This window comes from Succiniclasticum sp., assembly GCF_056977735.1.
The window spans coordinates 1-25,271 of the sequence record NZ_DBMCWA010000024.1 but is presented as its reverse complement, the minus strand read 5'-3'; the positions used below and the strand labels follow the sequence as shown (position 1 = coordinate 25,271).

20 protein-coding genes are annotated in these 25,271 nt (G+C 51.0%); 3 read left to right on the top strand and 17 right to left on the bottom strand.

The window, feature by feature from the left end:
* Positions 1-99: 99 nt before the first annotated feature.
* The 13 genes from scfB to ACZOWY_RS11065 form a co-directional block, all read right to left on the bottom strand.
* Positions 100-1,536: a thioether cross-link-forming SCIFF peptide maturase gene (gene scfB, locus ACZOWY_RS11125; protein WP_484397840.1), complete on the bottom strand. Its 1,437-nt coding sequence runs from the start codon at positions 1,534-1,536 to the stop codon at positions 100-102.
* Between the two features lie 91 nt (positions 1,537-1,627).
* Positions 1,628-1,771: a six-cysteine ranthipeptide SCIFF gene (gene scfA, locus ACZOWY_RS11120; protein ID WP_093731038.1), complete on the bottom strand. Its 144-nt coding sequence runs from the start codon at positions 1,769-1,771 to the stop codon at positions 1,628-1,630.
* Positions 1,772-1,874: 103 nt separating this feature from the next.
* Positions 1,875-2,771: a polysaccharide deacetylase family protein gene (locus ACZOWY_RS11115; RefSeq protein WP_484397835.1), complete on the bottom strand. Its 897-nt coding sequence runs from the start codon at positions 2,769-2,771 to the stop codon at positions 1,875-1,877.
* On the bottom strand, positions 2,758-3,696 hold the full coding sequence (whiA, locus tag ACZOWY_RS11110) for a DNA-binding protein WhiA (RefSeq protein ID WP_484397830.1): 939 nt from the start codon (positions 3,694-3,696) through the stop codon (positions 2,758-2,760). Before whiA ends, ACZOWY_RS11115 begins: the two co-directional genes overlap by 14 nt.
* A gap of 22 nt (positions 3,697-3,718) precedes the next feature.
* Positions 3,719-5,083, bottom strand: coding sequence for a gluconeogenesis factor YvcK family protein (locus tag ACZOWY_RS11105; RefSeq protein WP_484397825.1), 1,365 nt, complete (start codon positions 5,081-5,083; stop codon positions 3,719-3,721).
* Positions 5,084-5,104: 21 nt separating this feature from the next.
* Positions 5,105-5,971: an RNase adapter RapZ gene (gene rapZ, locus ACZOWY_RS11100; protein ID WP_484397821.1), complete on the bottom strand. Its 867-nt coding sequence runs from the start codon at positions 5,969-5,971 to the stop codon at positions 5,105-5,107.
* 180 nt (positions 5,972-6,151) lie between these two features.
* The gene (locus tag ACZOWY_RS11095; RefSeq protein ID WP_484397817.1) at positions 6,152-6,955 is read right to left on the bottom strand and encodes a Cof-type HAD-IIB family hydrolase; all 804 of its coding nucleotides are present in this window, start codon (positions 6,953-6,955) and stop codon (positions 6,152-6,154) included.
* 92 nt (positions 6,956-7,047) lie between these two features.
* Positions 7,048-7,395 carry a hypothetical protein gene (locus ACZOWY_RS11090; protein WP_484397812.1) on the bottom strand — a complete coding sequence of 116 codons (348 nt, stop codon included), beginning with the start codon at positions 7,393-7,395 and terminating at the stop codon, positions 7,048-7,050.
* A gap of 118 nt (positions 7,396-7,513) precedes the next feature.
* Positions 7,514-9,343 carry an excinuclease ABC subunit UvrC gene (gene uvrC / locus ACZOWY_RS11085; protein ID WP_484397845.1) on the bottom strand — a complete coding sequence of 610 codons (1,830 nt, stop codon included), beginning with the start codon at positions 9,341-9,343 and terminating at the stop codon, positions 7,514-7,516.
* Between the two features lie 214 nt (positions 9,344-9,557).
* A complete protein-coding gene (gene uvrA, locus ACZOWY_RS11080; RefSeq protein WP_484397806.1) occupies positions 9,558-12,401 on the bottom strand; it encodes an excinuclease ABC subunit UvrA in 2,844 nt (947 codons plus the stop codon).
* An 8-nt stretch (positions 12,402-12,409) separates the two neighbouring features.
* Positions 12,410-14,428 (bottom strand): excinuclease ABC subunit UvrB, encoded by a 2,019-nt coding sequence (gene uvrB, locus ACZOWY_RS11075; protein ID WP_484397800.1) that lies wholly within the window; start codon positions 14,426-14,428, stop codon positions 12,410-12,412.
* 250 nt (positions 14,429-14,678) lie between these two features.
* Positions 14,679-15,431 carry an exodeoxyribonuclease III gene (locus tag ACZOWY_RS11070; protein ID WP_484397795.1) on the bottom strand — a complete coding sequence of 251 codons (753 nt, stop codon included), beginning with the start codon at positions 15,429-15,431 and terminating at the stop codon, positions 14,679-14,681.
* Positions 15,432-15,512: 81 nt separating this feature from the next.
* A complete protein-coding gene (locus ACZOWY_RS11065) occupies positions 15,513-16,736 on the bottom strand; it encodes a class I SAM-dependent rRNA methyltransferase (protein WP_484397792.1) in 1,224 nt (407 codons plus the stop codon).
* A 211-nt stretch (positions 16,737-16,947) separates the two neighbouring features.
* Between ACZOWY_RS11065 and ACZOWY_RS11060 the strand changes: the two genes are divergently transcribed.
* Positions 16,948-17,769, top strand: coding sequence for a DNA/RNA nuclease SfsA (locus ACZOWY_RS11060; RefSeq protein WP_484397788.1), 822 nt, complete (start codon positions 16,948-16,950; stop codon positions 17,767-17,769).
* A gap of 61 nt (positions 17,770-17,830) precedes the next feature.
* Here the strand turns inward: ACZOWY_RS11060 and ACZOWY_RS11055 are convergent, their stop codons facing one another.
* Entirely contained in the window at positions 17,831-19,054 is a 1,224-nt protein-coding gene (locus ACZOWY_RS11055; RefSeq protein ID WP_484397783.1) for an ATP-binding protein, read from the bottom strand.
* A 123-nt stretch (positions 19,055-19,177) separates the two neighbouring features.
* Positions 19,178-19,453, bottom strand: a complete 276-nt coding sequence (locus tag ACZOWY_RS11050; RefSeq protein ID WP_484397779.1) for a hypothetical protein — start codon at positions 19,451-19,453, stop codon at positions 19,178-19,180.
* A 95-nt stretch (positions 19,454-19,548) separates the two neighbouring features.
* On the opposite strand from ACZOWY_RS11050, the gene ACZOWY_RS11045 reads away from it, so the two are divergent.
* Complete coding sequence (locus ACZOWY_RS11045; protein ID WP_484397774.1) at positions 19,549-21,666, top strand: subtype B tannase; 2,118 nt, start codon at positions 19,549-19,551, stop codon at positions 21,664-21,666.
* A 109-nt stretch (positions 21,667-21,775) separates the two neighbouring features.
* Here ACZOWY_RS11045 and ACZOWY_RS11040 read toward each other — a convergent pair whose 3' ends face one another.
* Positions 21,776-23,188 (bottom strand): sodium:solute symporter family protein, encoded by a 1,413-nt coding sequence (locus tag ACZOWY_RS11040; protein WP_484397768.1) that lies wholly within the window; start codon positions 23,186-23,188, stop codon positions 21,776-21,778.
* A 193-nt stretch (positions 23,189-23,381) separates the two neighbouring features.
* Here ACZOWY_RS11040 and ACZOWY_RS11035 point away from each other — a divergent pair, with 193 nt between their 5' ends.
* Positions 23,382-24,248, top strand: coding sequence for a phosphoribosylaminoimidazolesuccinocarboxamide synthase (locus ACZOWY_RS11035; RefSeq protein ID WP_484397763.1), 867 nt, complete (start codon positions 23,382-23,384; stop codon positions 24,246-24,248).
* A 96-nt stretch (positions 24,249-24,344) separates the two neighbouring features.
* Here the strand turns inward: ACZOWY_RS11035 and ACZOWY_RS11030 are convergent, their stop codons facing one another.
* A complete protein-coding gene (locus tag ACZOWY_RS11030; protein WP_484397757.1) occupies positions 24,345-25,166 on the bottom strand; it encodes a carboxylesterase family protein in 822 nt (273 codons plus the stop codon).
* Between the last annotated feature and the right edge of the window lie 105 nt (positions 25,167-25,271).

Below are 25,271 nucleotides of genomic sequence, written 5' to 3'. Positions count from 1 at the left end.
CGCACATTCATCTGGTTCGTTATTCAGTTCTCAAGGTTCCGCCGTCTTTCGACGACTTGATTATAATAGCACTTCTTTTATTCCTTGTCAATACCTTTTTTAAAAAACTTTTTCTTCTGTCTTCCCTGTCTGGAATTTAAAGTTATCGATAGCAGGGCGCATATCTTCCGCGCCTTCCAGGGAGTCTTCCGTCAGCAGCGCCTGCAGCACGATGGCGCACTCCAGCCGCTTCTTCTGGATTTTACAGCCGTATTCATACGGCTTTGTAATATCCCCGTTCACCAGGTCCGCGTTGGCGTGACAGCCGCCGCTGCAGAAAAAGCGCGCCCAGCACTCTTTGCATTTCGGTTTGGTCATGACGTGGGTATTGCGGAATTTTTTCACCAGGTCAGGCCGGACGATACCGGTATCCAGTGTTCCCATCCGGTACTTTTCACGTCCTACAAACTGATGGCAGGGATAAATCTCTCCCGAAGGCGTTATGGCATAATACTCGTGTCCCGCACCGCAGCCGGCCAGCCGTTTTGCCACGCAGGGACCGTTATCCAGCGCTACATTAAAATGGAAGAAATCAAACGGTTCTCCTTCCCCGCGACGGCGCTTCAGATACTCGGCCGCCAGCTTGTCGTATTCCGCGAACAAAACCGGCAGGTCTTCTTCGGTCAGCGTGTACGGCTCTGTCGTTCCCACGACAGGTTCCATGGAAATCTCCTTACCCACTTCCGCCATTTTCAATACTTCATCCGCAAAGTGTGTGCTGAAATGGGTGTAAGTGCCCCGCAGATAGTAATTCCACCCTTTACGGCTTTTGATGATTTTCTTGAAGCCGCGCACGGCCGCATCATAGCTTCCCGTACGGTTGGGGAACGGACGCATGGCGTCATGCATCTCCTTTCCGCCGTCCAGGCTCAGCACCACCATGACGCGGTTCTCGTTCAGGAACTGTATGATCTCATCATTCAGCAGTGTACCGTTCGTGGTCAGCGTAAGCTTGATATTCTTATTTGTCTCAACTTCCCGTTTTCTTGCGTATTGGATGATCTCTTTCACCACACCAAAATTCACCAGCGGTTCACCGCCGAACAGGTCGATCTCCAGATTGTGGCGTTTACGGCTGCCGGCAATGGCAAAGTCGATTGCCTTTTTCCCGGTTTCCGCGCTCATCAGTTCCCGTTTACCGCCAAAATCCCCTGTCCCGGCAAAGCAGTATTTGCAGCGCAGGTTGCAGTCATGGGCCACATGCAGGCACAAGGATTTCAGGACCGGTTCCGTAGCAAAGGTTTCCGGCACATCAAATTCCGGAGAGAACAGTAGTCCCTGCTCCATCAGCCCATGCAGCTCCCCGATAACGTCCCGCAGTTCTTCTTCCGGATAGCTGTCCGCAAGGGCAGTCACTGTCTGTTCGTCATTCTGGCCGTCAAACACGCCCAGGACGTCATAGACGATCTGATCGATCAGGTGGACAGCCCCGCTGTTCACATCCAATACGGCCATGTCGCCATTCACTTTCATACGGTGGATCAACTGATTTTCCATCTTCTCAACCTTTCTTATATGAAAACAGCTCCCCGTATTAACAGGGAGCTGTGTAACACGCTGGTTTTTTTAGATCACTAATTCTTCATTATTATTTGTGTTCGCAAACCTGGTTGCCAACCGTGCAGGAAGTCTTGCATGCGGACTGGCAGGAAGCCGGGCATTCACCGCAGCCGCCGGTACGCAGCGTTTTGTTGATCATTGCTTTATTAACAGTCTTAATGTGTTTTTTCATTTCCAACCCTCCTTGGATAAACGTGATACTTTATTTTACCTTGTTTTGCGCTAATATGCAAGGTTTTTATTGAAAACAAATGATTTCATTTTTTTACTGTGGATTAACCGGGAAACATCTGCAACAGTCTTTTCCCCTTATCCAGTAAATAAACCGGAACACCTTTTTCCTCAAGATAACCGAAAAGATAACATTTTTGCAGCACCGTTTCGATATCTTTTACACCGTTTCCCCGGTCATAAACCCCTGCCCGGCGAAGCGCAAAGGGTGTTTCTGTTACGATCTTTAATGTATTACAGCCTGCTATACCGGAAAATCCGTATTCGTACTTAAAATACTTGCGGACTTCGGCGATGATCGTGTCATTGAACGCTCCGTTGGGAAACGCGATGCCGCTGATCCAGAATCCCATCTTTTCATAAAACAGATTTAACGGCTGGTAGATCTCCCAGGGCAGCATATCCGGTTTGATAGAAGTGAGGGGATCGTGACTCATACTGTGGGAACCGATTTCCATTCCCTGATCGTGCATCTGTTTTATCTGTCCGTAGGTCATATATTTCTTTACACCATCCTGGTTTTTGGTCTTCCCTACGTCATTTCCCACAATATAAAAGTTCCCCCCGAAACCGTATTTCTTCAATAAAGGAAATGCTTCCGTATAATTATTCTCATACCCGTCGTCAAATGTCAGGATCACGGTGTTCATCACATTCTGACGGCTCTTTAACAGAATCATGGCCTGTGGCGCCGTAATCACATTATAGCCCCGGGCCTGCAAATACTTCAAATGCTCCTCAAACACCTCCGGAGCAATACAAAGATCTGCCGGCCATCCTTCCGGCACCCCGCTGATACTGTGATACATCAGCGCCGGTATGGCGCGCATCTTATAATTTTCAAAATCTTCTTTGATCCGTCCCTGGTACGCCATGCCAAAGATTGCGGCAACCACAAGCACGATGCGAAGGACACGGTAAACTGATTTAAATATACTCACTGATATCCATACCCTCATTTACTGCTATCTGCTGAATCTTTTTCAGCCGGTGATTCAGCCCCGACTTGCCAACCGTCCCATCCATGAACTCAACGAGGTCGTTAAGGGAAATGTCAGGATGCTGCAACCGCAGCTCCGCTGTTTCCTTCAGCTTTTCCGGCAACCGTACGTAACTGCCCCGGCTTTGCAGATACCGGATACAGGCCACCTGCAATACAGAAGCGCGGATCACCTTGTTCAGGTTTGCTGTTTCGCAGTTGACCTGCCGGTTCACATGATTGCGCATCTCCTTGACGATGCGGACGTTTTCAAACTCAAGAAGGGACTGATGCGCACCGATGATGGAAAGGAAATCGATGATGTGGTCCCCGTCTTTTAAATACACAATGAAATCCTTTTTCCGGTCCGTCATACGGGCAGATAGCGAAAAGCCGTGCATGATTTTTAAAATCAGCCTGGCCAGCTCCTCATTTTCTGTAACGATTTCCATATGATAATCGCCGGAGGGCCGGCTGACAGATCCCCCCGCCATAAAAACACCCCGCAGGAATGCTTTTCTGCAACAGACCTTCCCCAGCAATTTGCTTTTTTCTTCTTCCTCCGAAGGAAGTATCTGCAATTCACGTAACGCATCTGCAACCCGGCTGTCAGGCAGCACTTCTACCTGATAGCGGTTGTTCTTTTTCAGCCGCCTTGAACGCGTAATCACTACTTCCGTCTGTACCTGGTAGTGGCTTTTCAGTACCTGCAGGACCCGCCGGGCCAGCGCTGCATTTTCTGTGGAAAAATGGATCCCGATATTTCTCCCCCGCAGCACCAGCGCGCCGCTCATGCGAAGTACACCCAGCAATTCAGCCTTTTCGCAGCAGGGCTTCTGCCCTTCTATGCGGGCCAGTTCATTTTTTACATCTGAAGAATATGACAAAGCAGCCTCCTGCCCAATTATATTATGATAACGTTTTATTCAGCTTACGCATATTGTGCCGCATAAAGAAGTAATCGAAGAACACAAACCCTCTGCCGAACAACCGGAGCCGGTACGTGAGAGACATAATGGCCTGCGCCAGCTTCTGCGGATCGTGACGCACCATGTCCGATTTACTGATCAGTCTGGCTTTGATCACATTGATACCCATCTGTTCGATCTTTTCTACATCAGGGGAAATCGGCTCCTGCCCTTTCGCTTTGTACAACGCCTTCTGTTCTTCAGAAATCTCTTCACTGTTGACGATCACATAATCCAGAAACGGCTGGCCTGCATAGTCAGTCAGTGTCTTTACATGTTCAAACGCACCGAACCCGTCGGTTTCCCCCGGCTGCGTCATGACGTTGCAGATATAAACCTTGATGGCCCTGCTTTTAACAACAGCCTCCCTGATTTCGGGCACCAGCAGGTTGCAGATGACGCTGGTGTACAGGCTTCCCGGTCCCAGCACAAGTATATCCGCCTGCATAATGGCATCTACCGCGCTTTTGGATGCCGGCACGTTATCGGGAACCATATGCAGCCGCCGGACAGTCTTATGCGCCTGGGCAATTTCTGCCTGCCCCATGACAAACGTTCCGTCTGTCATATCGGCTGCCAGCTGGATATCATGCAGCGTTGTCGGGATCACGCGCCCGCGGATTTTCAGTATCTGGCTGGCCGCATCCAGGCCTTTTTCCATACTGCCTTCCGTTTCCGCCATCGCTGCCAGAAACAGGTTCCCAAGGCTGTGGCCGGAAAGATAGGAATCCCCTTCAAACCGGTATTGCAGAACCCGCTCCATCAGCGGTTCGCTGTCGGCCATCGCCACCATGCATTTACGCAGATCCCCCGGTGGGATGATGCCCAGTTCATGGCGAAGCCTGCCGGAGGAACCTCCGTCGTCCCCAACGGAAACAACCGCGGTACAGTTCCCCGTAATAAACTTCATCCCCCGCAGCAGCGTGGAAAGGCCGGTACCGCCGCCAATTACGGTTATGGCCGGGCCGCTGCTCAGTTTACGCTGCGTAAAGATCGTTTCCATCAGGGAACCGCTGTTTTCAGGGCTTACCGCTTCCACGACGGAACGCACAATGCGCCGTATAGCATAAACTATAATGCAGATTCCCAATACCATACCGGCGATTCCGACAGCAATCGTCATACTGTTTCCGTATTGGCCGGTCGCCAGGTAACTGATACGGAACAGCAGTTCTTCCACCATTCCCATCACCTGGTTGTTAAACAGCAATGCCAGGGAAATGCCGCAAACGATCACACCCGCTGTAAATAACAGCAGCCACCGTTTTAACTGCATTCCCGGACAAAGCCAGCTAATCCATCCCATTCATCAAAACTCCTGACACTCTTATTTCTTCTGCTCTATCTCCCGGTGGAGCAGTTCCACCCGATACGACTTTAAGCGAAGGTAGTTATAAATATTGTTCGCAATGTACACGGAACGGTGCTGCCCGCCGGTACATCCCACACTGATCACCAACTGGCTCTTCCCTTCCTTTTCATACTGGGGGATCAGATAGGCCAGCATCTCGCATTCCATCCGTAGGAACTTGTATGTCTGCGGAAATTTATTCAGGAAATCCTGCACCGGTTCATCATTACCGGTCAGTTTCTTTAAATCCGCCTCGTAAAACGGATTCGGCAGGAACCGAACATCCAGGACCAGGTCGCTGTCCAGGGGCAACCCGTATTTATAACCGAAAGACTGCACGACGATCAGCATGCCCGGAGCCGAATTATCATCACCGAACAGATGCGCGATCTCATCTTTCAACCTTGCATTGGCATAACGGGACGTATCGATGATATTTGTCGCGCGGCTCTTCACATCAGCCATAAATTTCCGTTCCAGCAACACGCTTTCAGCCAGACTGTTGCGTCCCTTCTCCATGGGATGCCGGCGGCGGGTCTCCTTATAGCGGCGGATCAGCGTGGCATCGTCTGCATCCAAAAACAGGACTTCAAAATCAAAGCCGTTGGCATGCATCTCATCCATGATCTCAACCAGATTGGAAAACGCGTCTCCGCCCCGGGTGTCAATCACCATTGCGGTATTGCGCCCCGGGGTCTGACGGCTCAGTTCCATAAATTTCGGCAGCAGCATGACCGGAAGGTTATCCACGCAGAAATAATTTAAGTCTTCCAGTGTACGGAGCACCTGTGTTTTCCCCGCACCGGACATACCGGTAATAATTACAAAACGACCTTGTTCCATAGTGTTTCCTCACATCAGAATCCAACTTGACTCAAAAATAACTATCGGCTGCTTCCACGATCCATTTCCATTATAACACAAGGAAACGCTGATTCAATGAGTTTATGCGTTGACCATGCATACGGGCAGTGAATCAGTATTTCAAAAGCACCGGTAAGGTAAAGCCCCTGTGGGTTGTTTTTATTTGCCAGACTGCAATACTGTTTCAATGGCCTCGGCCACCCCGTCTTCATCATTGGAAGCCGTTACTAGCTTTGCCGCAGCCTGCACAGCCGGCTTGGCGTTGGCTACCGCCACGCCGATGCCCGCGTTTTTAATCATGCTCAAATCATTGTTGCTGTCACCGATGCACATAATTTCTTCCGGCCGGATGCCATAGGATTCCGCTACCGCTTTGACAGCTTCCCATTTATTCACACCGGGTTCCATCAGCTCCAGAAAGTTATCCCGGGAGCTGGTCACAACTACTTTGTCTGCAAACTTCAGTTGGATATCCTGCCACACGGTCTGAAACTCTTCCGGCTTTGTCATGGCCAGTAATTTATAAGGCGCAACGTCCGGATGAAACAGTTTCTCGCCCATGGGTCTGGCCTTGATTCCCGAGATTCTTTCATACTCCGCGGAAAAAACCGTCGCTTCTTTTACCCAGAGTTCATCCCCCTGATAGGACTGTATGTAGTATCCCTTTTCCTTGCAGTAGGCCAGCAGCTCCAACGCAGTTTCCAGTTTCAGCGGATGCTCATAATACACCTTCCCGCTTTTGCTGCCCTTCACCAGCGCGCCGTTGTAGGTGACCAGCGGCACATCTAACCCCAGGGCATCAGCGTACGGTTTGACGGATACATACATACGCCCCGTCGCGATCATAAAGACGATGCCTTTGGCAATGACTTTCTGAATCGCCGCCGCATTACGTTCCGAAATTTCAGTATTACTGTTTAACAGCGTATCGTCCATGTCACTTGCAATTAATCTGACAGCCAATGAACTCTCTCCTTTTTCTTTATTTAAAAATGTTCCAATCTATTTGTAAACAGTTTTGGTGTATTAAAAAGTACCGGGATAGTCTTTTAGTTTTACGCAATTCTGTCATTCAACGCGTACTCGTTAAGCTCTGTAACTAAAAAGCAAAGCGCTATCAGAAACAGTGCCGTCTCCATATCCGGTTTGATTTCCCAGCCCGGCAGGCAGGAAGCCGTCACTCCGATGACGCAACCGCAACCGGCCATCCCCAGCACACACCGCACCGGCGTTTTACGAATCACCTTGCGTAAAAGGAAAACTAACAGCGATGAGCAGAATCCGATCATGGCGCAGCCCAGAACGGTTCCGCCCAACGTAACCACCGATATATAAGAAGTATTATAAATCGCAATAAACACCAGCACGCTTATTGTAACAAATGCAGTATAAAAATTATACAAAAACGATTCACCCGGTCTTTCTCTGTTGGCAGCACTATCCTGTATAAAACCTTTAATTCCCTTTTAAGGATACGCTGATAAAATAAACTTTCTGATTAAGCCCAGCAACACAATCACTTTACTTTTTGCCTATCATATCATTCTTTTTCACTATATCGCTGTGAAAAAACTCATACACTTTCTGCGCTGCCGGCCGGTTCATCCCCTCCACGGCAGCCAGTTCATCCTCCGAAGCCTGTTTCATCGCCTCCAGCGTGTCAAAGGCTTTCCACAGTGCTTTGCGGCGGGTCGGGCCGATGCCGGCAATATTATCCAGCACAGAAACCAGGTTCTTTTTCCGCAGCCGCTTCCGGTGATAGGTGATGGCGAAGCGGTGCGCCTCGTCACGGATATGCTGGATCACATGCAGCGCGGGCGATTCCCGGTCCAGATAAATGCTTTCGCTCTGTCCTTCCAGAAAGATCTCTTCGTTTTTTTCCGCCAGGGAAATCACCTGGATATCCAGCCCCAGTCCCCGGATCACTTTCAGCGCGGCGCTTAACTGTCCCTTGCCGCCGTCAATGACGATCAGGTCCGGCAGGTCTTCATAGTCTTTATACCGGCGGTACACCGTTTCCTGCATGGATTTAAAATCGTCCGGTTTGCCTTCCGTGGACTGCAGTTTGAAATGCCGGTAGTCCTTTTTACTGGGGGAACCGTACCGGAACACTACCATGGAAGATACGGTCTCGCTACCCTGATTATGGGAAATATCAAAACAGTCCATACGGGCCAGCGGTCTCTCACAGCCCACGATGCGCTGCAGTTCTTCCGCAGCTTCCTCGTCGGTCAGCTGCTGCATCTTTCCCTTGCGTTCCTTCTCCTGTATCAGTTTCTGCGCGTTATCGCAGGCCAGTTGCATCAGTTTGGCCTTGTCGCCGCGCTTCGGCGTTGCTATCACGACTTTGCGTTCCGCTTTGGCGGTGAGCCACTGCTGCAACAGGGCAAGATCCTCATCTCCCGGTAAACAGGATAGCAGAATCTCTTTCGGCAGGAAAATGTCATCCGCATTATAATACTGTTTCAAAAACGCCGCAATCACATCGGCTTCCTCTTCCCCGTCAGCAGGCAACATGAAATCTTTGCGTCCGATGAGCTTGCCGCCCCGGACAAAGAATACCTGCAGACACACATTGAAGTCGTCGGCAGCATACCCTATCACATCCATGTCGCCGCCTTCCAGCACGGCCTTCTGGCTTTCCTCCAGCCGATTCACCGCCTGCAGCTGGTCGCGGCAGCGGGCCGCCAGTTCAAACTCATAATTTTCTGCAGCCTCCTGCATCGCCTGCTTCAGGTTCCGCCGCAGTTCCTGCGTTTTCCCGTCCAGCACCATACAGATGGAGTTGACCAGTCCGCCGTACTCTTCCCGGCTGACCAGGCCGGCGCAGGGCGCCAGGCAGCGTTTGATGTGATACTGCAGGCAGGGCCGTTCCTGGTTCATGTTGCGGCAATTGCGCACAGGGAACAGGGAACGCAGCAGTTTCATGGTAGAGCGCAGGGCTCCCACATCCGGGTAAGGACCGTAATATTTCCCTCCGTCTTTGACCACACGGCGGGTAATATACATGCGGGGAAACTCTTCCTGGAGAGTGACCTTCAGATAGGGATAGGTCTTGTCGTCCCGCAGCATGATATTGTAACGGGGCTTGTATTTCTTTATGAGATTGCACTCCAGTATCAGGGCTTCGATCTCACTGTCCGTCATAATGGTTTCAAGATCTTCCACATGGCTGACCATGGCTTCTACCTTTACGGAATGACGGCCCGAAGCGCGAAAATAACTGTGGACACGGTTATTCAGATTTTTTGCCTTGCCTACGTAGATGACCCGGCCGGTGCTGTCGTGCATCAGGTACACGCCGGGTTTGTGCGGCAGGACAGCCAAAGCTTTCTCAATTTTATCACTTATAACCATAATTAAATATCCTTTTTGGAAAAGGATTCGCAAAACCGTTCGCGATTGTTATTCCATGGACTTATGCGCCTGTGGCTTCGAAACTCGAGGCTGCGCCTCTCAAACAGTCTCGCCACAACGGCTCATTTCGTCTCATGGAATAGCACAATCGCTCACGATGTTTTACTCATTCCTTTCCCAAAATTCTATTTATATTAACGCATATTAATCATTGATATTTCCCGCTCTTCTTTGCGTCATCGATGACCCGTTTCAAGTATTGGCCGGTATAGGATTTCTTATTCCGCGCCAGTTGTTCCGGCGTACCGGTGCCGACTACGGTACCGCCTTTATCGCCGCCTTCGGGGCCCAGGTCAATCAGCCAGTCTGCTGATTTGATCACGTCCAGATTGTGCTCTATCACGACAACGGTATTGCCGCTGTCTACCAGGCGCTGCAGCACCTGCAGGAGTTTGTGGACGTCCGCAGTGTGCAGACCGGTGGTGGGCTCGTCCAGAATGTACATGGTTCGGCCGGTTCCCTTTTTGGACAGCTCTGCCGCCAGTTTGATGCGCTGGGCTTCCCCGCCGCTTAAGGTAGTGGCAGCCTGACCCAGACGGATGTAACCCAGGCCCACGTCTTCCAGGACCTGCAGTTTGTCTTCAATCCGTTTCTGGTTCTTAAAATAGTCCAGCGCTTCGGTCACTGTCATATCCAGCACCTGGGCGATATTTTTTCCTTTGTAGTGAACTTCCAGCGTGTCCCGGTTGTAGCGGGCGCCGTGGCATACTTCGCAGGGTACGTACACATCCGGCAGGAAATTCATTTCAATTTTATTGACGCCGTCTCCCTGACAGGCTTCGCAGCGTCCGCCTTTTACGTTAAAGCTGAAACGCCCCTGCTTGTAACCGCGGATTTTCGCTTCATTGGTAGAAGCAAACAAGGCGCGGATAAAATTGAACGTACCTGTATAGGTTACCGGGTTGGAACGGGGCGTCCGCCCGATGGGGCTCTGGTCGATGTTGATGATCTTATCAATCTCTTCCAGCCCGCGGATCTCTTTGTGTTTCAGGGGACGAAGGCGCGCCCCGTGCAATCTGGCCGCCAGCGCATTATATAAAATATCATTGATCAGGGTGGACTTGCCGCTGCCGCTGACGCCCGTCACTACGGTGAAAACGCCAAGGGGAATCGCCACATCTATATTCTTCAGGTTGTTGCCGGACGCCCCTAAAATTTCGATGGAACGTCCGTCCGGTTTGCGCCGGCGCTTCGGTAACGGAATGAACTTTTTGCCGCTGAGATATTGGCCCGTAACGGAATTTTCCACTTTCATGATATCCGCAGCCGTTCCCTGCGCCACAATCGTACCGCCATGTTCGCCGGCCCCCGGCCCGATATCGATGATCTGGTCCGCCGCCAGCATGGTTTCTTCATCGTGCTCAACTACCAGCACGCTGTTGCCCAAATCCCGCAAGTGGTAAAAGGTCTGCAGCAGGCGTCCGTTATCCCGCTGATGTAAACCGATAGACGGCTCATCCAAGATGTACAATACCCCTGTCAGTCCGCTGCCGATCTGGGTGGCCAGCCGGATACGCTGGGCTTCCCCACCGCTTAAGGTAGCCGCCGCCCGGGACAGGGTCAGATAATCCAGCCCTACGTTATTCAGAAAATCCAGCCGGGCATTGATCTCTTTCAGTACCTGCTTCGCAATGACCTGCTGCCGGTGCGTCAGCTGCAGATTAGCAAAAAAGTCTTTCGCGTCCCGTACTGTCATCTGGGTCACATCGTTGATGTTCTTCCCGCCGGTCAAAATGGAAAGGACTTCCGGTTTCAGCCGGCTGCCGTGACAGTCCGGGCAGATATTGCCGCTCATAAAGGTTTCCAGTTCTTCCCGCATGGCGTCGCCCCAGGCTTCCCGGTAGCGTTGCTTCAGCATGGGAATGACACCGTCCCAGGTCCGGTTATATTCATTCGTGTCGCCGTTGAGATTCGTATAGATAAACCGGAATGTTTCCGTCCCGGCGCCCCACTGCAGCTTTTCCTGCATGGCAGGCTTCAGGTCGTTCCAGCAATTGTCCACCGTATAACCGTACTTCTGTAAAAACGCGGTCAGCAAACGCATGGTGAAGGAGGCCGGATTATTGGACATGGCCGCGATGGCCCCGTCGGCAAAGCTCTTGTTTTTGTCCGGCAGGATCAGTTCCCAGTCGTATTCCCGGTTGATGCCCAGACCACCGCAGGTAGGACAGGCCCCGTACGGCGCGTTGAACGAAAAGAGTCGGGGTTCGATTTCCGGCAGGCTGATACCGCAGTCAGGACAGGAGAATTTTTCCGAATACACCTTCGTCTCTCCGCCGATGACCTGCACTTCCATGATGCCGTCCGCCAGTTTCAGCGCCGTTTCCACGGAATCGCTGAGACGCTGCTGGATGCCTTCCCGTACACTCATGCGGTCAATGACCACAGAAAGCCGGTGCTTCTTCTTTTTATCCAGTACGATTTCTTCATCCAGTGTTCGCAGTTCCCCGTCCACCAGCATGCGGGCGTACCCGGACTTCCGCATATTCTCAATGATATCCTTGTGCTCACCCTTGCGTCCGTACACCAGCGGCGCCATGATCATGAATTTTGTGCCTGCCTCCAACGCCAGCACTTGGTCCACGATCTGCTGCACCGTCTGCCGTTCAATGAGGCGCCCGCATTTAGGGCAATGAGGCTCCCCCACCCGGGCAAATAACAGACGCAGGTAATCGTAAATCTCCGTTACCGTTCCCACTGTGGAACGGGGATTGCGCCCTGCCGTCTTCTGGTCGATGGAAATGGCCGGGGACAGTCCTTCAATGTAATCCACGTCCGGTTTGTCCATCTGCCCCAGAAACTGGCGGGCATAAGAGGACAGGCTTTCCACATAACGGCGCTGTCCTTCCGCGTAAATCGTATCAAACGCCAATGAGCTCTTCCCGCTGCCGGACAGTCCGGTGATCACCACCAGCTTGTCCCGCGGAATCTCCAGCGATATATTTTTCAGGTTGTGCTGTCGCGCACCCCGGATGATCATCTTATCCTGCATAGTGTCTCCTAAAATATCTTCTTCTTTTTCCCCGGCTGCAGCTTTTCACCTAACTGTCCTTTCACTACGATCAGCCGGTCCCGCAGCTCCGCCGCCGTTTCAAAGTCCAGTTCTTTCGCCGCCTGGGCCATTTTGTTTTCCAGCGTTTTCGCCAGCTTGCGCAGGGCAGCCGCGCTGCTTTTCTTCAGCGCCTTTTCATCGTAGGCTTTCTTTGTATCCAAATCTTCTTCCACTTTGGTCAGCTTGATCAGATGGCGTTGCTCCTTGTATACCGTCTTCGGCGTAATACCGTGTTCTTTGTTAAACTGTTCCTGTATCTCCCGCCGCCGGTTCGTTTCGTCGATGGCGCGCTTCATGGAATCCGTCAGCCGGTCCGCGTACATCACCACATGGCCGTGCTCGTTCCGGGCCGCCCGGCCGATGGTCTGCACCATGGCCGTATCGCTGCGCAAAAAACCCTCTTTATCCGCGTCCAGAATAGCAATGCAGCTCACTTCCGGAAGATCCAGTCCTTCCCGCAACAGGTTGATGCCTACCAGCACATCAAACTCACCGGACCGCAGCTCGTCAATGATCTGCGCCCGTTCAATGGTGGCGATATCCGAATGGAGATAGCGCACCCGCACCTCATTTTGTTTCAGATATTCCGTCAGGTCTTCCGCCATCCGCTTGGTCAGTGTGGTCACCAGCATGCGTTCTCCCTGCGCAACGGTCTTGCGTATCTCGCCCATCAGGTCGTCGATCTGTCCTTTAATGGGACGCACTTCCACCCTCGGGTCCAGCAGACCGGTGGGCCGGATGATCTGTTCCACCACCTGAGCCGCTTCGCCCAGTTCAAAATCGGCAGGCGTGGCGGAAACATAGATTACCTGGTTGATCCGTTCGTAGAACTCCTCAAACGTCAACGGACGGTTATCGATAGCCGAAGGCAGGCGGAAGCCGTAATTTACCAGCATCTCTTTCCGGGCCCGGTCCCCATGAGCCATAGCCCGTACCTGGGGAATGGTCACGTGGGACTCATCCACCACCAGCAGAAAATCTTTGGGGAAATAATTCACCAGCGTGAAAGGGGCCTGCCCCGCTTTCCGGTTGTCCATGTGGCGGGAATAATTCTCAATGCCGGTGCAGTAGCCCATCTCTTCCATCATTTCCAGATCGTAATTGGTGCGCTGTTCCAGACGCTGGGCCTCCAGCAGTTTGCCATTGGCTTTCAGCTCCGCCAGCCGCTCTTTCAGCTCCACGCGGATATCCGCCATAGCCCGTTCCATGTTTTCTTTACTTGTAACATAATGGGATGCAGGGAAGATGGCCACATGAGTGCGCTTCGCCACCACTTCCCCCGTCAGCACATCCACTTCCAGCAGCTGTTCCACTTCATCGTCAAACATCTCGATGCGGACAGCCTTTTCGCCAAAGCTGGCGGGGATCACTTCGATCACATCGCCCCGCACGCGGAAGGTGCCGCGGTGAAAGTCGATATCGTTGCGGGTATACTGGTTCTCCACCAGCTTGCGTAGGATCGCATTGCGGTCAATGATCTGTCCTACCCGCAGGGAAACAACGGAATCGTAATAATCCTGGGGTCCGCCCAGGCCGTAAATACAACTGACGCTGGCCACCACGATTACGTCCCTCCGCTCGAACAGGGCGCTGGTGGCGCTGTGGCGCAGCTTGTCGATCTCATCGTTGATGGATGAGTCTTTTTCTATGTAGGTATCGGTCTGGGGAATATAGGCTTCCGGCTGATAGTAGTCATAGTAGGAAACAAAATATTCCACCGCGTTGTCTGGGAAGAATGCTTTCAGTTCGCTGGCCAGCTGGGCCGCCAGGGTCTTGTTGTGAGCCAGCACCAGGGTGGGCCGCCGCACTTTGTTGATGACCTGGGCGATGGTATAGGTTTTGCCTGTACCGGTAGCGCCTAGCAGCACCTGGGCTTTCATTCCTTTTTCAATGCCCGCCGCCAGTTTTTCGATTGCCTGGGGCTGGTCGCCCGCCGGCTGGAAGGGCGCTTTGATTGCAAATTCCATAGAGTCCTCGTTCTGTTTAACATTGCAGTTTATGCGTCTGACTTATGCTGCAGGCAAAGGCATCGCAAACCCGCCACCGATTGCTATTCCATGGATTTATTCGCCTGTGGCTTCGAAACTCGGGACTTCGTCCCTCAAACAGTCTCGCCACTACGGCGAATTTCATCTCATGGAATAACGCAATCGCTGGCGATGGTTTGCTTATGTCTTTGCCATGCAGCATGACTTTATACACATAAATTCCGATTCATTATTTCAACATTAACCCCACCGGGCAGTGGTCGCTGCCGAACACGTCCGTATAAATCACGCTGTCTTCAATCTTGTCCTGCCAGCGGTTGGATACCAGCCAGTAATCGATGCGCCAACCGGCGTTCTTCTCTCTGGCGCGGAAGCGGTAGGACCACCAGGAATAGATGCCTTCTTTATCCGGGTACAGATAGCGGAAGGAATCGGTGAAGCCGGCGGCCAGCAGTTCCGTGAACTTACCCCGCTCTTCGTCTGTGAAGCCGGCGTTGCCCCGGTTGGTCTTCCAGTTTTTCAGATCGATATTGTTGTGGGCCACGTTCAGATCTCCGCACACCAGCACCGGCTTCTTCGCGTCCAGTTCCAGCAGATAGTTGCGGAAGGCGTCTTCCCACACCTGCCGGTAAGCAAGTCTCGTCAGTCCGTCCTGGGAGTTGGGCGTGTACACATTCACCAGATTAAACTCCGGGAACTCACAGGTAATGACACGGCCCTCGTGGTCATGTTCGTCGATGCCAAGACCGTACGTAACGTTAAGCGGTTCCTGCTTTGTAAATACAGCCGTGCCGGAATAGCCTTTCTTCTCCGCGCTGTTCCAGTATTCATGATAATTCGGGAAATCAAAAGTCGCCTGTTCCCGCTGCATCTTCGTTTCCTGCACGCAGAAGATATCCGCGTCAGACGCCGCCATAAAATCCGCAAAGCCTTTAGTCATACAGGCCCGGAGCCCGTTCACATTCCAGGAAATCAGTTTCATGGTAAATCCTTTCTGCCGCATTATATTGCGGCACTATCCAATCAAATGAACTCATATGTTCAGAGCTTTTCCAAGTGCATGTCACACTACCTGGAAAATATAAAACTTCAGGTAATTCGTCTCCGGCACATTCCACAACACCGGATGATCCGGCGCCTGCTGCCGTGCTTCGATTTGCCGCAGCTGCACATGGGCTTCTGCAGCCGCTTCGTACAGCATTTCCACAAACAATTCTTCTTTCATGAAATGAGAGCAGCTGCAGGTAGCCAGGTATCCGCCCCGGGGCAGCAGCTTCATGGCCTTCATGTTTATGTCTTTGTAACCCGCGGTGGCGTTTCGCACCGTCTTGCGGCTCTTAGTAAAGGCCGGCGGATCCAAAATGATAAAGTCGTAGTCCCGGCTGTACTCCGCCTCCAGCTTGTCCAGCAGCGCAAACACATCAGCCTGCACCACGTCCATCCGGTCCGCCACGCCGTTCTTTTCCGCGTTCCGCGCCGTCATCCGGCAGGCCTCGCCGCTCACATCCACCGCAATCACATGAGCCGCGCCGCCTTTCGCGGCGTTCAGGGCAAAGCTTCCGGTATGGGTGAAACAGTCCAACACGCGTTTTCCTTTCGCAATGCGCGCCACGCTCTGCCGGTTATATTTCTGATCCAGGAAGAAGCCGGTCTTCTGTCCGTTCTCCACATCTACATCATAAAAAATTCCGTTTTCACAAATGGTAGTCACAGGACTTGTCGGAAGTTCTTCCCCTTCCAGCGCAAACCAGCCTTTTCCTTCTACCAAACCTTCCAGCAGGCGTATCTTCACATCGTTCCGTTCATAGACGCCTCTAATGGTTTCGCCTTCCTTACGCAACAGCTTAACCAATAACGGAATCAACTGCTGCTTGCGCTGCTCAATTCCAAGGGACAGGGTCTGGATCGCCAGCAGATCGTTATACCGATCCACCGTCCAACCCGGAAACTGGTCCGCCTCCCCGAAGATGAGACGGCAGCATTTGTAATCGTCCCCGGGCATCACCGTTTTGCGGTAGTCCAGCGCGTATTGCAGGCGCCGCTCCCAAAAGGCTTCGTCAAATTTATCGTTGGTGTTGGTGCTGATGATACGCACCCGGATCTTACTGTTGTCATTGACAAAACCGGTGCCCAGGTATTTTCCCTTATCCGTCACCACGTCCACCAGGTCGCCATTGGCATAGGCGCCTTCCACCTTCGTCACTTCTTCCCCGTACACCCAGGGATGCCCGTTGCGCGCCGCGCGCTCCCCTTTTTTTGTAATATAAAACTTCGGATAGTTTCGCATCGTCGTCCTCTCGTTTAACTATATTACGCCACACATTCAAACTGCATATTCTGTTATGCTGTTACATCTTTACAGATTTCTTTACATAATTTATCATTATATTATAACATATTCTGTCACTATAATAAAACTATGATCGATGTAATCGCAGCCAGCTTAACTAAACGCCTGCAGCCGCATTGCATCTGCATATAACGAAAGGCAACGCACCATGAAATATAAAAACGTTGTGCCCGGAATTTTTCTGCAACGTCCCAACCGATTCATCGCCCATGTGGAAATCAATGGAAGGGAAGAAATCTGTCACGTGAAAAACACCGGACGCTGCCGCGAACTGTTGGTTCCGGGTTGTACTGTGTATTGTGCCGTAAGCGATAACCCGCAGCGCAAAACAAAATATGATCTGATCGCAGTGGAAAAAGTAATAAATAATCATACACGTTCTGCCAAAAGTGAAACGTCTGCAGTAACTATTGCAGAACCACCTGATAGTTTCCTTTCACATTCCACCGGCGAAGAACCCTCAGCCACAGACAGAACAACGAATCCAAAACCGGGCAGCACTCTCCTCGTCAACATGGATTCCCAGGCCCCCAACGCCGCCGTAAAAGAATGGTTGGAATCCGGCACGTCGCCTTTTGGTAAAATTGATTACCTGAAACCGGAATACAAATACGGCAATTCCCGTTTTGATTTTTATCTGGAATGCGGACATCGCAAAATCTTCCTCGAAGTCAAAGGCGTCACGCTGGAATACAGCGGCGTCGTCCTCTTCCCCGATGCGCCGACGGAACGGGGCGTAAAACATGTCCGCGAACTGATTCATTGTCATGAAGAAGGATTTGCGACTTATGTCCTTTTTGTCGTGCAAATGGGAAGAGCGCTGTACTTTACCCCCAACAGAAAAACGCACCCGCAATTTGCGGATGCGCTGTGCGAAGCGAAACAGACTGGCGTACACCTGTTAGCTTATACGTGCAAGGTCACGCCGGATGAAATGAAAATAGATAAAGAATTGAAGGTTAACTTATGAACAAATACTCTTGTCAGACAAGTGTTAAATATGATTGAAACACTCAACATAATGCAATGAATCACAAATACTGCACCGGAATCACCCTGTCCTCGCCCTGCAGCGTCACCAGCTTATCATACAGGCAAATCACCCCGCCCGGTCCGCGTTTTACTCCCGGAATCTTATCGAGCAAGGAAAATGCGGCTGCATCTTTTTTCGATGGGTCTGCGTGTTTCTTTATCTCCAAAGGATATAAGACACCGTTTTCTTCAATCAGAATATCAATCTCGTTCATGTCCCTGTCCCTGTAGAAATACAAAGCAGGCTCAAGGATTCCTCGATTATAATAGCTCTTGATGATTTCCGCAAGCACAAAACTTTCAAAAAACGCACCGGCCATGGCGCCATTTTTCAGTACATCCGGCGTATTCCAGCGGGTCAGGTAGGCGGCAAGGCCTGTATCAAGAAAGTACAGCTTGGGGGTTTTTATTGCACGTTTTGTAACGTTATTCGCATATGGACGGAGCAAGAATACCAGATTTGAGGCAACCAGAATAGAAAGCCAGCGCTCTGCCGTGGGCTGGCTGACGCCTACATCTCTGGCAAGAGACGCAAGATTCAGTAATTGTCCTGTTGATGCCGCAGCAGCCACCATAAATCTGGTAAATTTAACTATGTCCCCGATCTCCATTATTTCCCGCACATCCCGCTCAATGTACGTCCGTACATAGGCCCCATAAAACATCTGCCAGTTAAAACCGGGGTTCCCGAATAGTTCAGGCATGCTGCCACGATGTATGGTATTCCACACGTCCTTATAAGAAATATCCGCCAGTTCTTTGGCACGGGCAACATAATACTCTTCCACAGGCAGAAAGGGCATGTCAATAGAGACATTGCACATTTCACGGAGGGAAAGCCCTAATAAAGTGACAAGTCCGATACGTCCTGCCAGGGATTCGCTGACTCCTTTCATCATACGGAACTGCTGGGAGCCGCACATGAAAAACTGCCCTTTTTTCTTTTCTCTGTCAAGAATCAGTTTCACCTGTTCGAAAAGGGCAGGCGCTTTCTGGATTTCATCTACAAAAACCGGCGGAGGATTATCTTTAAAAAACGTCCCTCCTGTTTCTTCTGCGGCAGCCCGCACAATTGGATCGTCCAGCGTTACTTTGCAGCAGCTTTGCGTAAGCCGGTCGAGCATGGTCGTCTTGCCCACCTGGCGCGCACCTGCAACAAGTACCGCACCGAACATGGAAGCCAATTCTGTTACCGCTCGTTCTGCATGCCTTTTTATGTACATAACGGCCCTTCCTTTCGGCTAATTTAATATCTAATATTATTTTAGCCGAAATTTAGTTGTTTTGCAAGGAGTTTCTTTCTTCTGTTTTGAACGGGCGTTTTTGCTAACAAATTTCTTAAAAGATCAATACTGCAAAACCCGGAATCTTCCTCTTCCGGTCACTTCAGTGACCGGATTTTTTTCGCAACTCCAGTCGTGGTGCGGTTTGCCAGCCTGCTTTCTGTTAATAAGTATAGACAGTGTTATTATCTTGTCTTTAAGTAACATTTCATATCTGCATTTTATTGTTATGTTCGGGAAAGCTGTCATTGCGTCGGCCCGCCAAAATTGCTCTTTTATAGAAAAGAGAAACGGGAATACCTGAACCAGGTGATAAAGGGCAAACTTCCTTTTCTCCATGCTCTTACCTCTATGTGCAAAATATGATATAATATATTATTATAAATTTTATATTCCAAATCTTGCTATATTTTTAAAATACAAGGAGCACCGTAATGCGTTTTAATTCTTCTCATCCCAAACAATACCTGGCTGCAGCTATCGCAGCCTCCCTGTTGCAGGGCGTTGTAATCGCCGCTCCCGTTTTTGCGGAAACGGTTTCGACTAGTGAAACAACAGCTGCACAGGAATCCCGGCAAAGGAAAGCTGCGGCATCGACAGACTCAACGGTTGCACAGCCAGAAACCGCAGAGCAAAATGCAATCGACCATTCCGCCGAATTCAAACCAGTCCGGAATGTATTTCTCAGGGAAGGCGAATACAGACCCGGCAGCGCAATTCCGTATAACGGTAAGGTGAAACTGACCAAAGAAGAAATGGCAGAAGAAAAGGTTTTGCTGAAAGATATCAAAAAGCTGCAGGAACAGCGTGAAAGCTTTTTGAAAAACTGTGCCAAAGAAAAGAATAAAAAGGACGAAGCTTTTGCCAATGCGTTTAAAAACCGACAGGAGTACAGTATTGACTTTGACCCTGATGACTATACCAAAAAAACGATGAACGCTAACGGCGAGACAGTTTCGTTCCGCGCCTATGAAAATCTAGTGTATGTGAAAAAACCGTACGAACCGGAAAGCCAGATGCTGAGTGTTTATATTCCGGAACCCTATTTCAACGGTGGGACAGTTAACGGGTTTACTGCAGAAACCGCACCCATCTTTATGCCTAATGGCGTAGGCGGTTATATGCCGGGACAGATTGTGGAACCGAAGGAAGACTCCCGCCATGGCGGAGCCAACGCTGTGTTATACGCCCTGAGCAACGGGTACGTGGTGGTCTCCCCTGCCATCCGGGGTCGTTCCCTGAAACATAAAAACGGCTATGAGACCGGTAAGGCACCTGCCCTGATCGTCGATTACAAAGCTGCCGTACGTTTCGTACGCTACAACCGCAAGGCCGGGAGAATTCCCGCCGGTGATACGGAAAAGATTATCTCCAGCGGCACCAGCGCCGGAGGTGCCCTGTCTGCCCTGTTAGGCGCAACGGGGAACGCAAAAGACTATGATTCCTATCTTAAAGAATTAGGCGCTGCCCACGAGCGGGATGACATCTTTGCATCCATGGCCTACTGCCCTGTCACCAATCTGGAAAATGCGGACATGGCTTACGAGTGGATGTTCCATAACGCAAATGAATATTATAGCGCAGGCCAGGCCAGAAGGATGCCGGTTGCAGACAGCAACTCTTCACCCGTCGGCGCAGCACAGAACCGTCCGGCCAATGCCCCGGCGGAAGCAGCCAAAGGCACTGCCATCACACCGGAGCAAAAAAAGATTTCTGCAGAATTAAAAGAAAAATTTACGGAATATCTGAACGAACTGGATTTACGTGATTCCCTCGGCAACCGGATGAACCTGGCACCGGATGGGAATGGTATTTTCCGCGAATACATAGAGTCCCTGTATCTGGAATCTGCCCAGAACGCGATTGACACCGGGGAAGATGTCAGCCAAACGTCATGGTTGACCGTCAGTGACGGAACCGCAGTCCATATGGATTTTGACAAATACATAGCCACAGTAAAACGCCTGAAGGGAGTTCCGGCTTTCGATGCCTTTGACATGACCACTGGCGAAAATAACGAGTTTGGCACCTACGATATTCCAAATAAACATTTCACGCGGTATGGGCTGGAACACAGCAACGCCGTTAAGGTTACATCCCTGAAAGAAGAAGAAACTGCGCAAAAAGAAAAGGAAGAAGCCCTGCGTCTGGCTTCTTCTATTGAAAAGTTGCGGCTGCAGAAAGTATATTTGCAAGAGCAGATGGAAAAAGACAAACTGGATCTGACTCCTTATATGGCAGACAGCAATGTCGTTACTATGATGAACCCCATGAGTTTCATCGGGCGTGCAAATGTGCAGACTGCGCCTAACTGGCGTATCCGTCACGGCGCATTGGACAGGGATACCGCCCTCGCCATTCCGGCTATGTTGGCCGTAAAGCTGAAGAACAACGACAAAGCAGTTGATTTCAAGGTGGCCTGGGATTACGGCCATGACGGAGATTACGATCTGCCGGAACTGTTCGCCTGGACAGACCGCATCTGCAAAATCAAAGACAAAGCGGATGCGATTTTAAAAGACCAACAGAAGAAAGCAAAAGAACAGGAATAAACAAAAAGAACAGGCATAAGCAAAACATAGGAAGCGATTGCGTTGCCTGTTCTTTTTATATAAGCTTTATTTTGCCTTTACGTCGTACTATAAATTCTGCTATTAAAAATCAATCTGCATCTTTCTTCAGCGCCGGCGGCGTCATGGGTTCTTTATCAATAACGCGCACAACCAACAGCGTAATGGTACAGATGATCCATTCAAAGTAAATGGGATGGGGTACGATCCGCACAGCCGGAAAAATCTGCCAGGCCAGCAGACCCAGAAGACCAACCAGCGTAGTGTAAAACGCCGTGTTGCGACGGCACAGCCCCGGGGCAAACATGGTAGCAAGGAATACCAGAGTGAATGCCGTCGTCAGGCTCAGGCCCGTCAGCATCATCTTCACGATGCCCACAGCATTAAAGGCCATCCACAGGGTTACCAGACCGACTGCGAAAATAATGAAACGGCTGGCCTTCATATAATGATCCGGCGTAATATCCGGATTGAAGAAACGTTTGTAAATATCCTGGGCAATCAGCGTCCCGGCGCCCAGTAAAATAGTGCAGGCCGTAGAAACGTCTGCCGCCCACAAAGCTGCCAGGGTGATGCCGGAAGAGAACGGATCCAGGCTCATGATGATCTGGGGCAGCGCCAGCGTGGGATTGATATCCGGATACTGGGCTTTGGCTGCCATGCCCAATACGGCGGAGAGGAAACCAATGGGGAAAATGATGAGGCCGCCCAGGATAAAACCGTTACGGGCCGCGCTTTCCGATTTGGCGCTGGTGGCAATCTGCACCGGGGCGCCGGTAACAGTCTGGGTCATCATGACGATGATCCAGCCCATAAGCATGGCCATGGTAAGCCCGCCAAAGGGATCCGCCCAGTCAAAAGGCATGGGTGGCAGCTTGGCTACGATGCCTGCCATTCCGCCATCGCGGATCAGGACTTTGACCATACAGAAGATAATACCCAGGTAAATGATCAGCACGCTCAGCACACTGGACAGGCCGGAAGACCACATGCCGCCGATGACTGTAATACCGATGAACACCACGGCGCTGGTGATCATACCGGTCTTCATGGTGAAAATATCCGGCATCAGGGTGGAAAGGATGGAACCGCCTGCCACGTATTGCAGTGAAGTGATGCAGGATAAAATAATGGCCAGACCGATGACGCTGATGATGCGCGCTTTTCTGTCGTAGCATCGTTCAAAGAGTTCCGGGACCGTCGTACATTCCAGGGTACGGTACTTGCCTGCTGCTACCAGTCCCATAAAAATCGCACCGATAGACCAGGCCCCGTTATACCAGCCGGCAGACAGACCAATGCGAGTAGCGCTTTCCGCCACGCCTACGGTGGAAGCTGCCCCCACCGCCATGCCTGTGACGCTGACGGCAACCAGCAGCGGGCCGAACTTACGCCCGGCGAACTGGTATTCCGTAGCATTTGTCTCCGCCCTGCGTTTCACATAAAAGGAAATCGCGAACAGCATCGCGACATAGAGCACAACGATAAGTAACTGAATAGACATTTACAACATCCTCTCCCTCAAAAAAAACACAGTAAAAATATGGTATATTGGTTTGATTTTATCATAAAATCAAAAAAAGTGAAACAATTAAACTAAAAAACTTGTAATCATGTGGATGTTTGTGCTAAAATTTAGTGTATTCCAATTTCACAATTCAATACAAGCCACTGCATGGGGAAAAGGAGACAAAAAAATGAAAGAATATAAACCTTTTAAATCCGGCAAAGTCCGGGAACTGTACGATCTGGGTGACAGCCTTGTGATGGTATGCACCGACCGCATCTCTGCTTTTGACGTCATCTTAAAAGACCCGGTGCCGGAAAAAGGCGCCATCCTGAATAAAATGTCCAAATTCTGGTTCGATTTTACAAAAGACATTGTGCCGAACCACATGATCTCTATCGACACCAAAGACATGCCCGAATTTTTCCAGACTCCGGAATTTGAAGGACGCAGCATGAAGACACAGAAACTGGAAATGCTTCCGGTAGAATGCATCGTGCGCGGCTACATCACCGGCAGCGGCTGGGAAAGCTATAAAAAAGAAGGAAAGATTTGCGGCATCGGACTGCCGGAAGGCCTGCAGGAATGCCAGAAACTGCCCGAACCCTTATTCACTCCCTCCACCAAAGCGCCCGTGGGCGAACATGACATGAATATCTCCATGGAAGAAGGCGCCGTCTGGGTGGATAAGTTCTTCCCCGGCAAAGGCAAGGAATACATGGAAAAAATGCGCGACCTGACCCTGGCGCTGTACAAAAAATGCGCAGACTACGCCTTGGAACGCGGCATCATCATCGCCGATACCAAATTTGAATTCGGTCTGGACAAAGAAGGAAACGTGGTGCTGGGCGACGAAATGCTGACCCCGGATAACAGCCGCTTCTGGCCGCTGGAAGGCTACGAAGCAGGAAAATCCCAGCCTTCCTACGACAAACAATACGTACGCGACTATCTGAAATCCAGCAAGGCCGAAAGCCTGAACGAAGAAGTAACGGCCAAGACCGTAGAAAAATACAAAGAAGCCTACGAACTGCTCACCGGAAAGAAGTTCGCATAACGCAGCAATATCATCGCACAATCCTATAGCAAATGCAAAACGGCGCCTCCTGTATGGGGACGCCGTTTTTTATGCCATTATTGCCAGCAGAGCCTGTCAATTCTGCTCGCGCGCGGCGACGATATCTAACAGGTAGCAGGGGGTAAAGAACTTGTCCATGAACTGGTAGTAGCCCAGCAAGGGGAGCACGGCCTTGTACTGATCGGCCAGAAGGCCCTGTTCGATATGAATGTCATCCGGCCCGGCGATGACCAGGACGTTCTGGTCGTCCACCGAGTACGCCTTCCATTCGACCTTGTCTGTGGACGGGTTGCCGCAGCGTGCGAAATTGGTCCACATCTGCTGAACAGCCGTGAAGATCTCTTCGGGGATGTTGGTGCCATTGAAGGTGCTGTCCGTCCCCACGCCGCGAAAGTCGAACACGAACAGGAGCTCCACGGAATGCGCTGCCCCCATATCCGGGTTGCTGCCCGGGTACGACCAGTAGTAGCAGAACGTCTTGTTGAACGCGCTTTGGGCGTCGAGCTGTTGGAGCATGGGAACCCTGAACATGAGCTCATTTATGAACTCCGTCTCCACAAGTCCCGGCTCCTGATCCCTGCATACCCGCCGGAATTCTTCGTAATACTTCTTGTCCTCTTCCTTTAGGCAGTGGGCTGCGTCGCCCGCAGCGCGCCGGGCGTATAGTTTTTGTTCTTCCAGGCTCAGACACGGGCCCTCGCCCATGAACAGCCTCATCTCGTCGGCCGTGGTGCCTGCCATGATGGATATGTGCTTTGCGTAACCTTTCCGGTACAGCTCGATGGGCGCCTCGGGGAGCACCTCCGTTCCGTAGTAGGGACAGGATGTGAACTTGCCGACCGCTTCGACATACGCCTTCTGAAGCTCCTCTTCGGACAGCGCCATGATGTCGTCCATGGTCTGTAAGCGCAAAATAATCACCCGTCTGTAAAAGGAAGAATAAAAAAACTACCGGACATTGTGTCCGGTAGCAAGTTTCGTCATTTTTATTTGCAGTTTTCC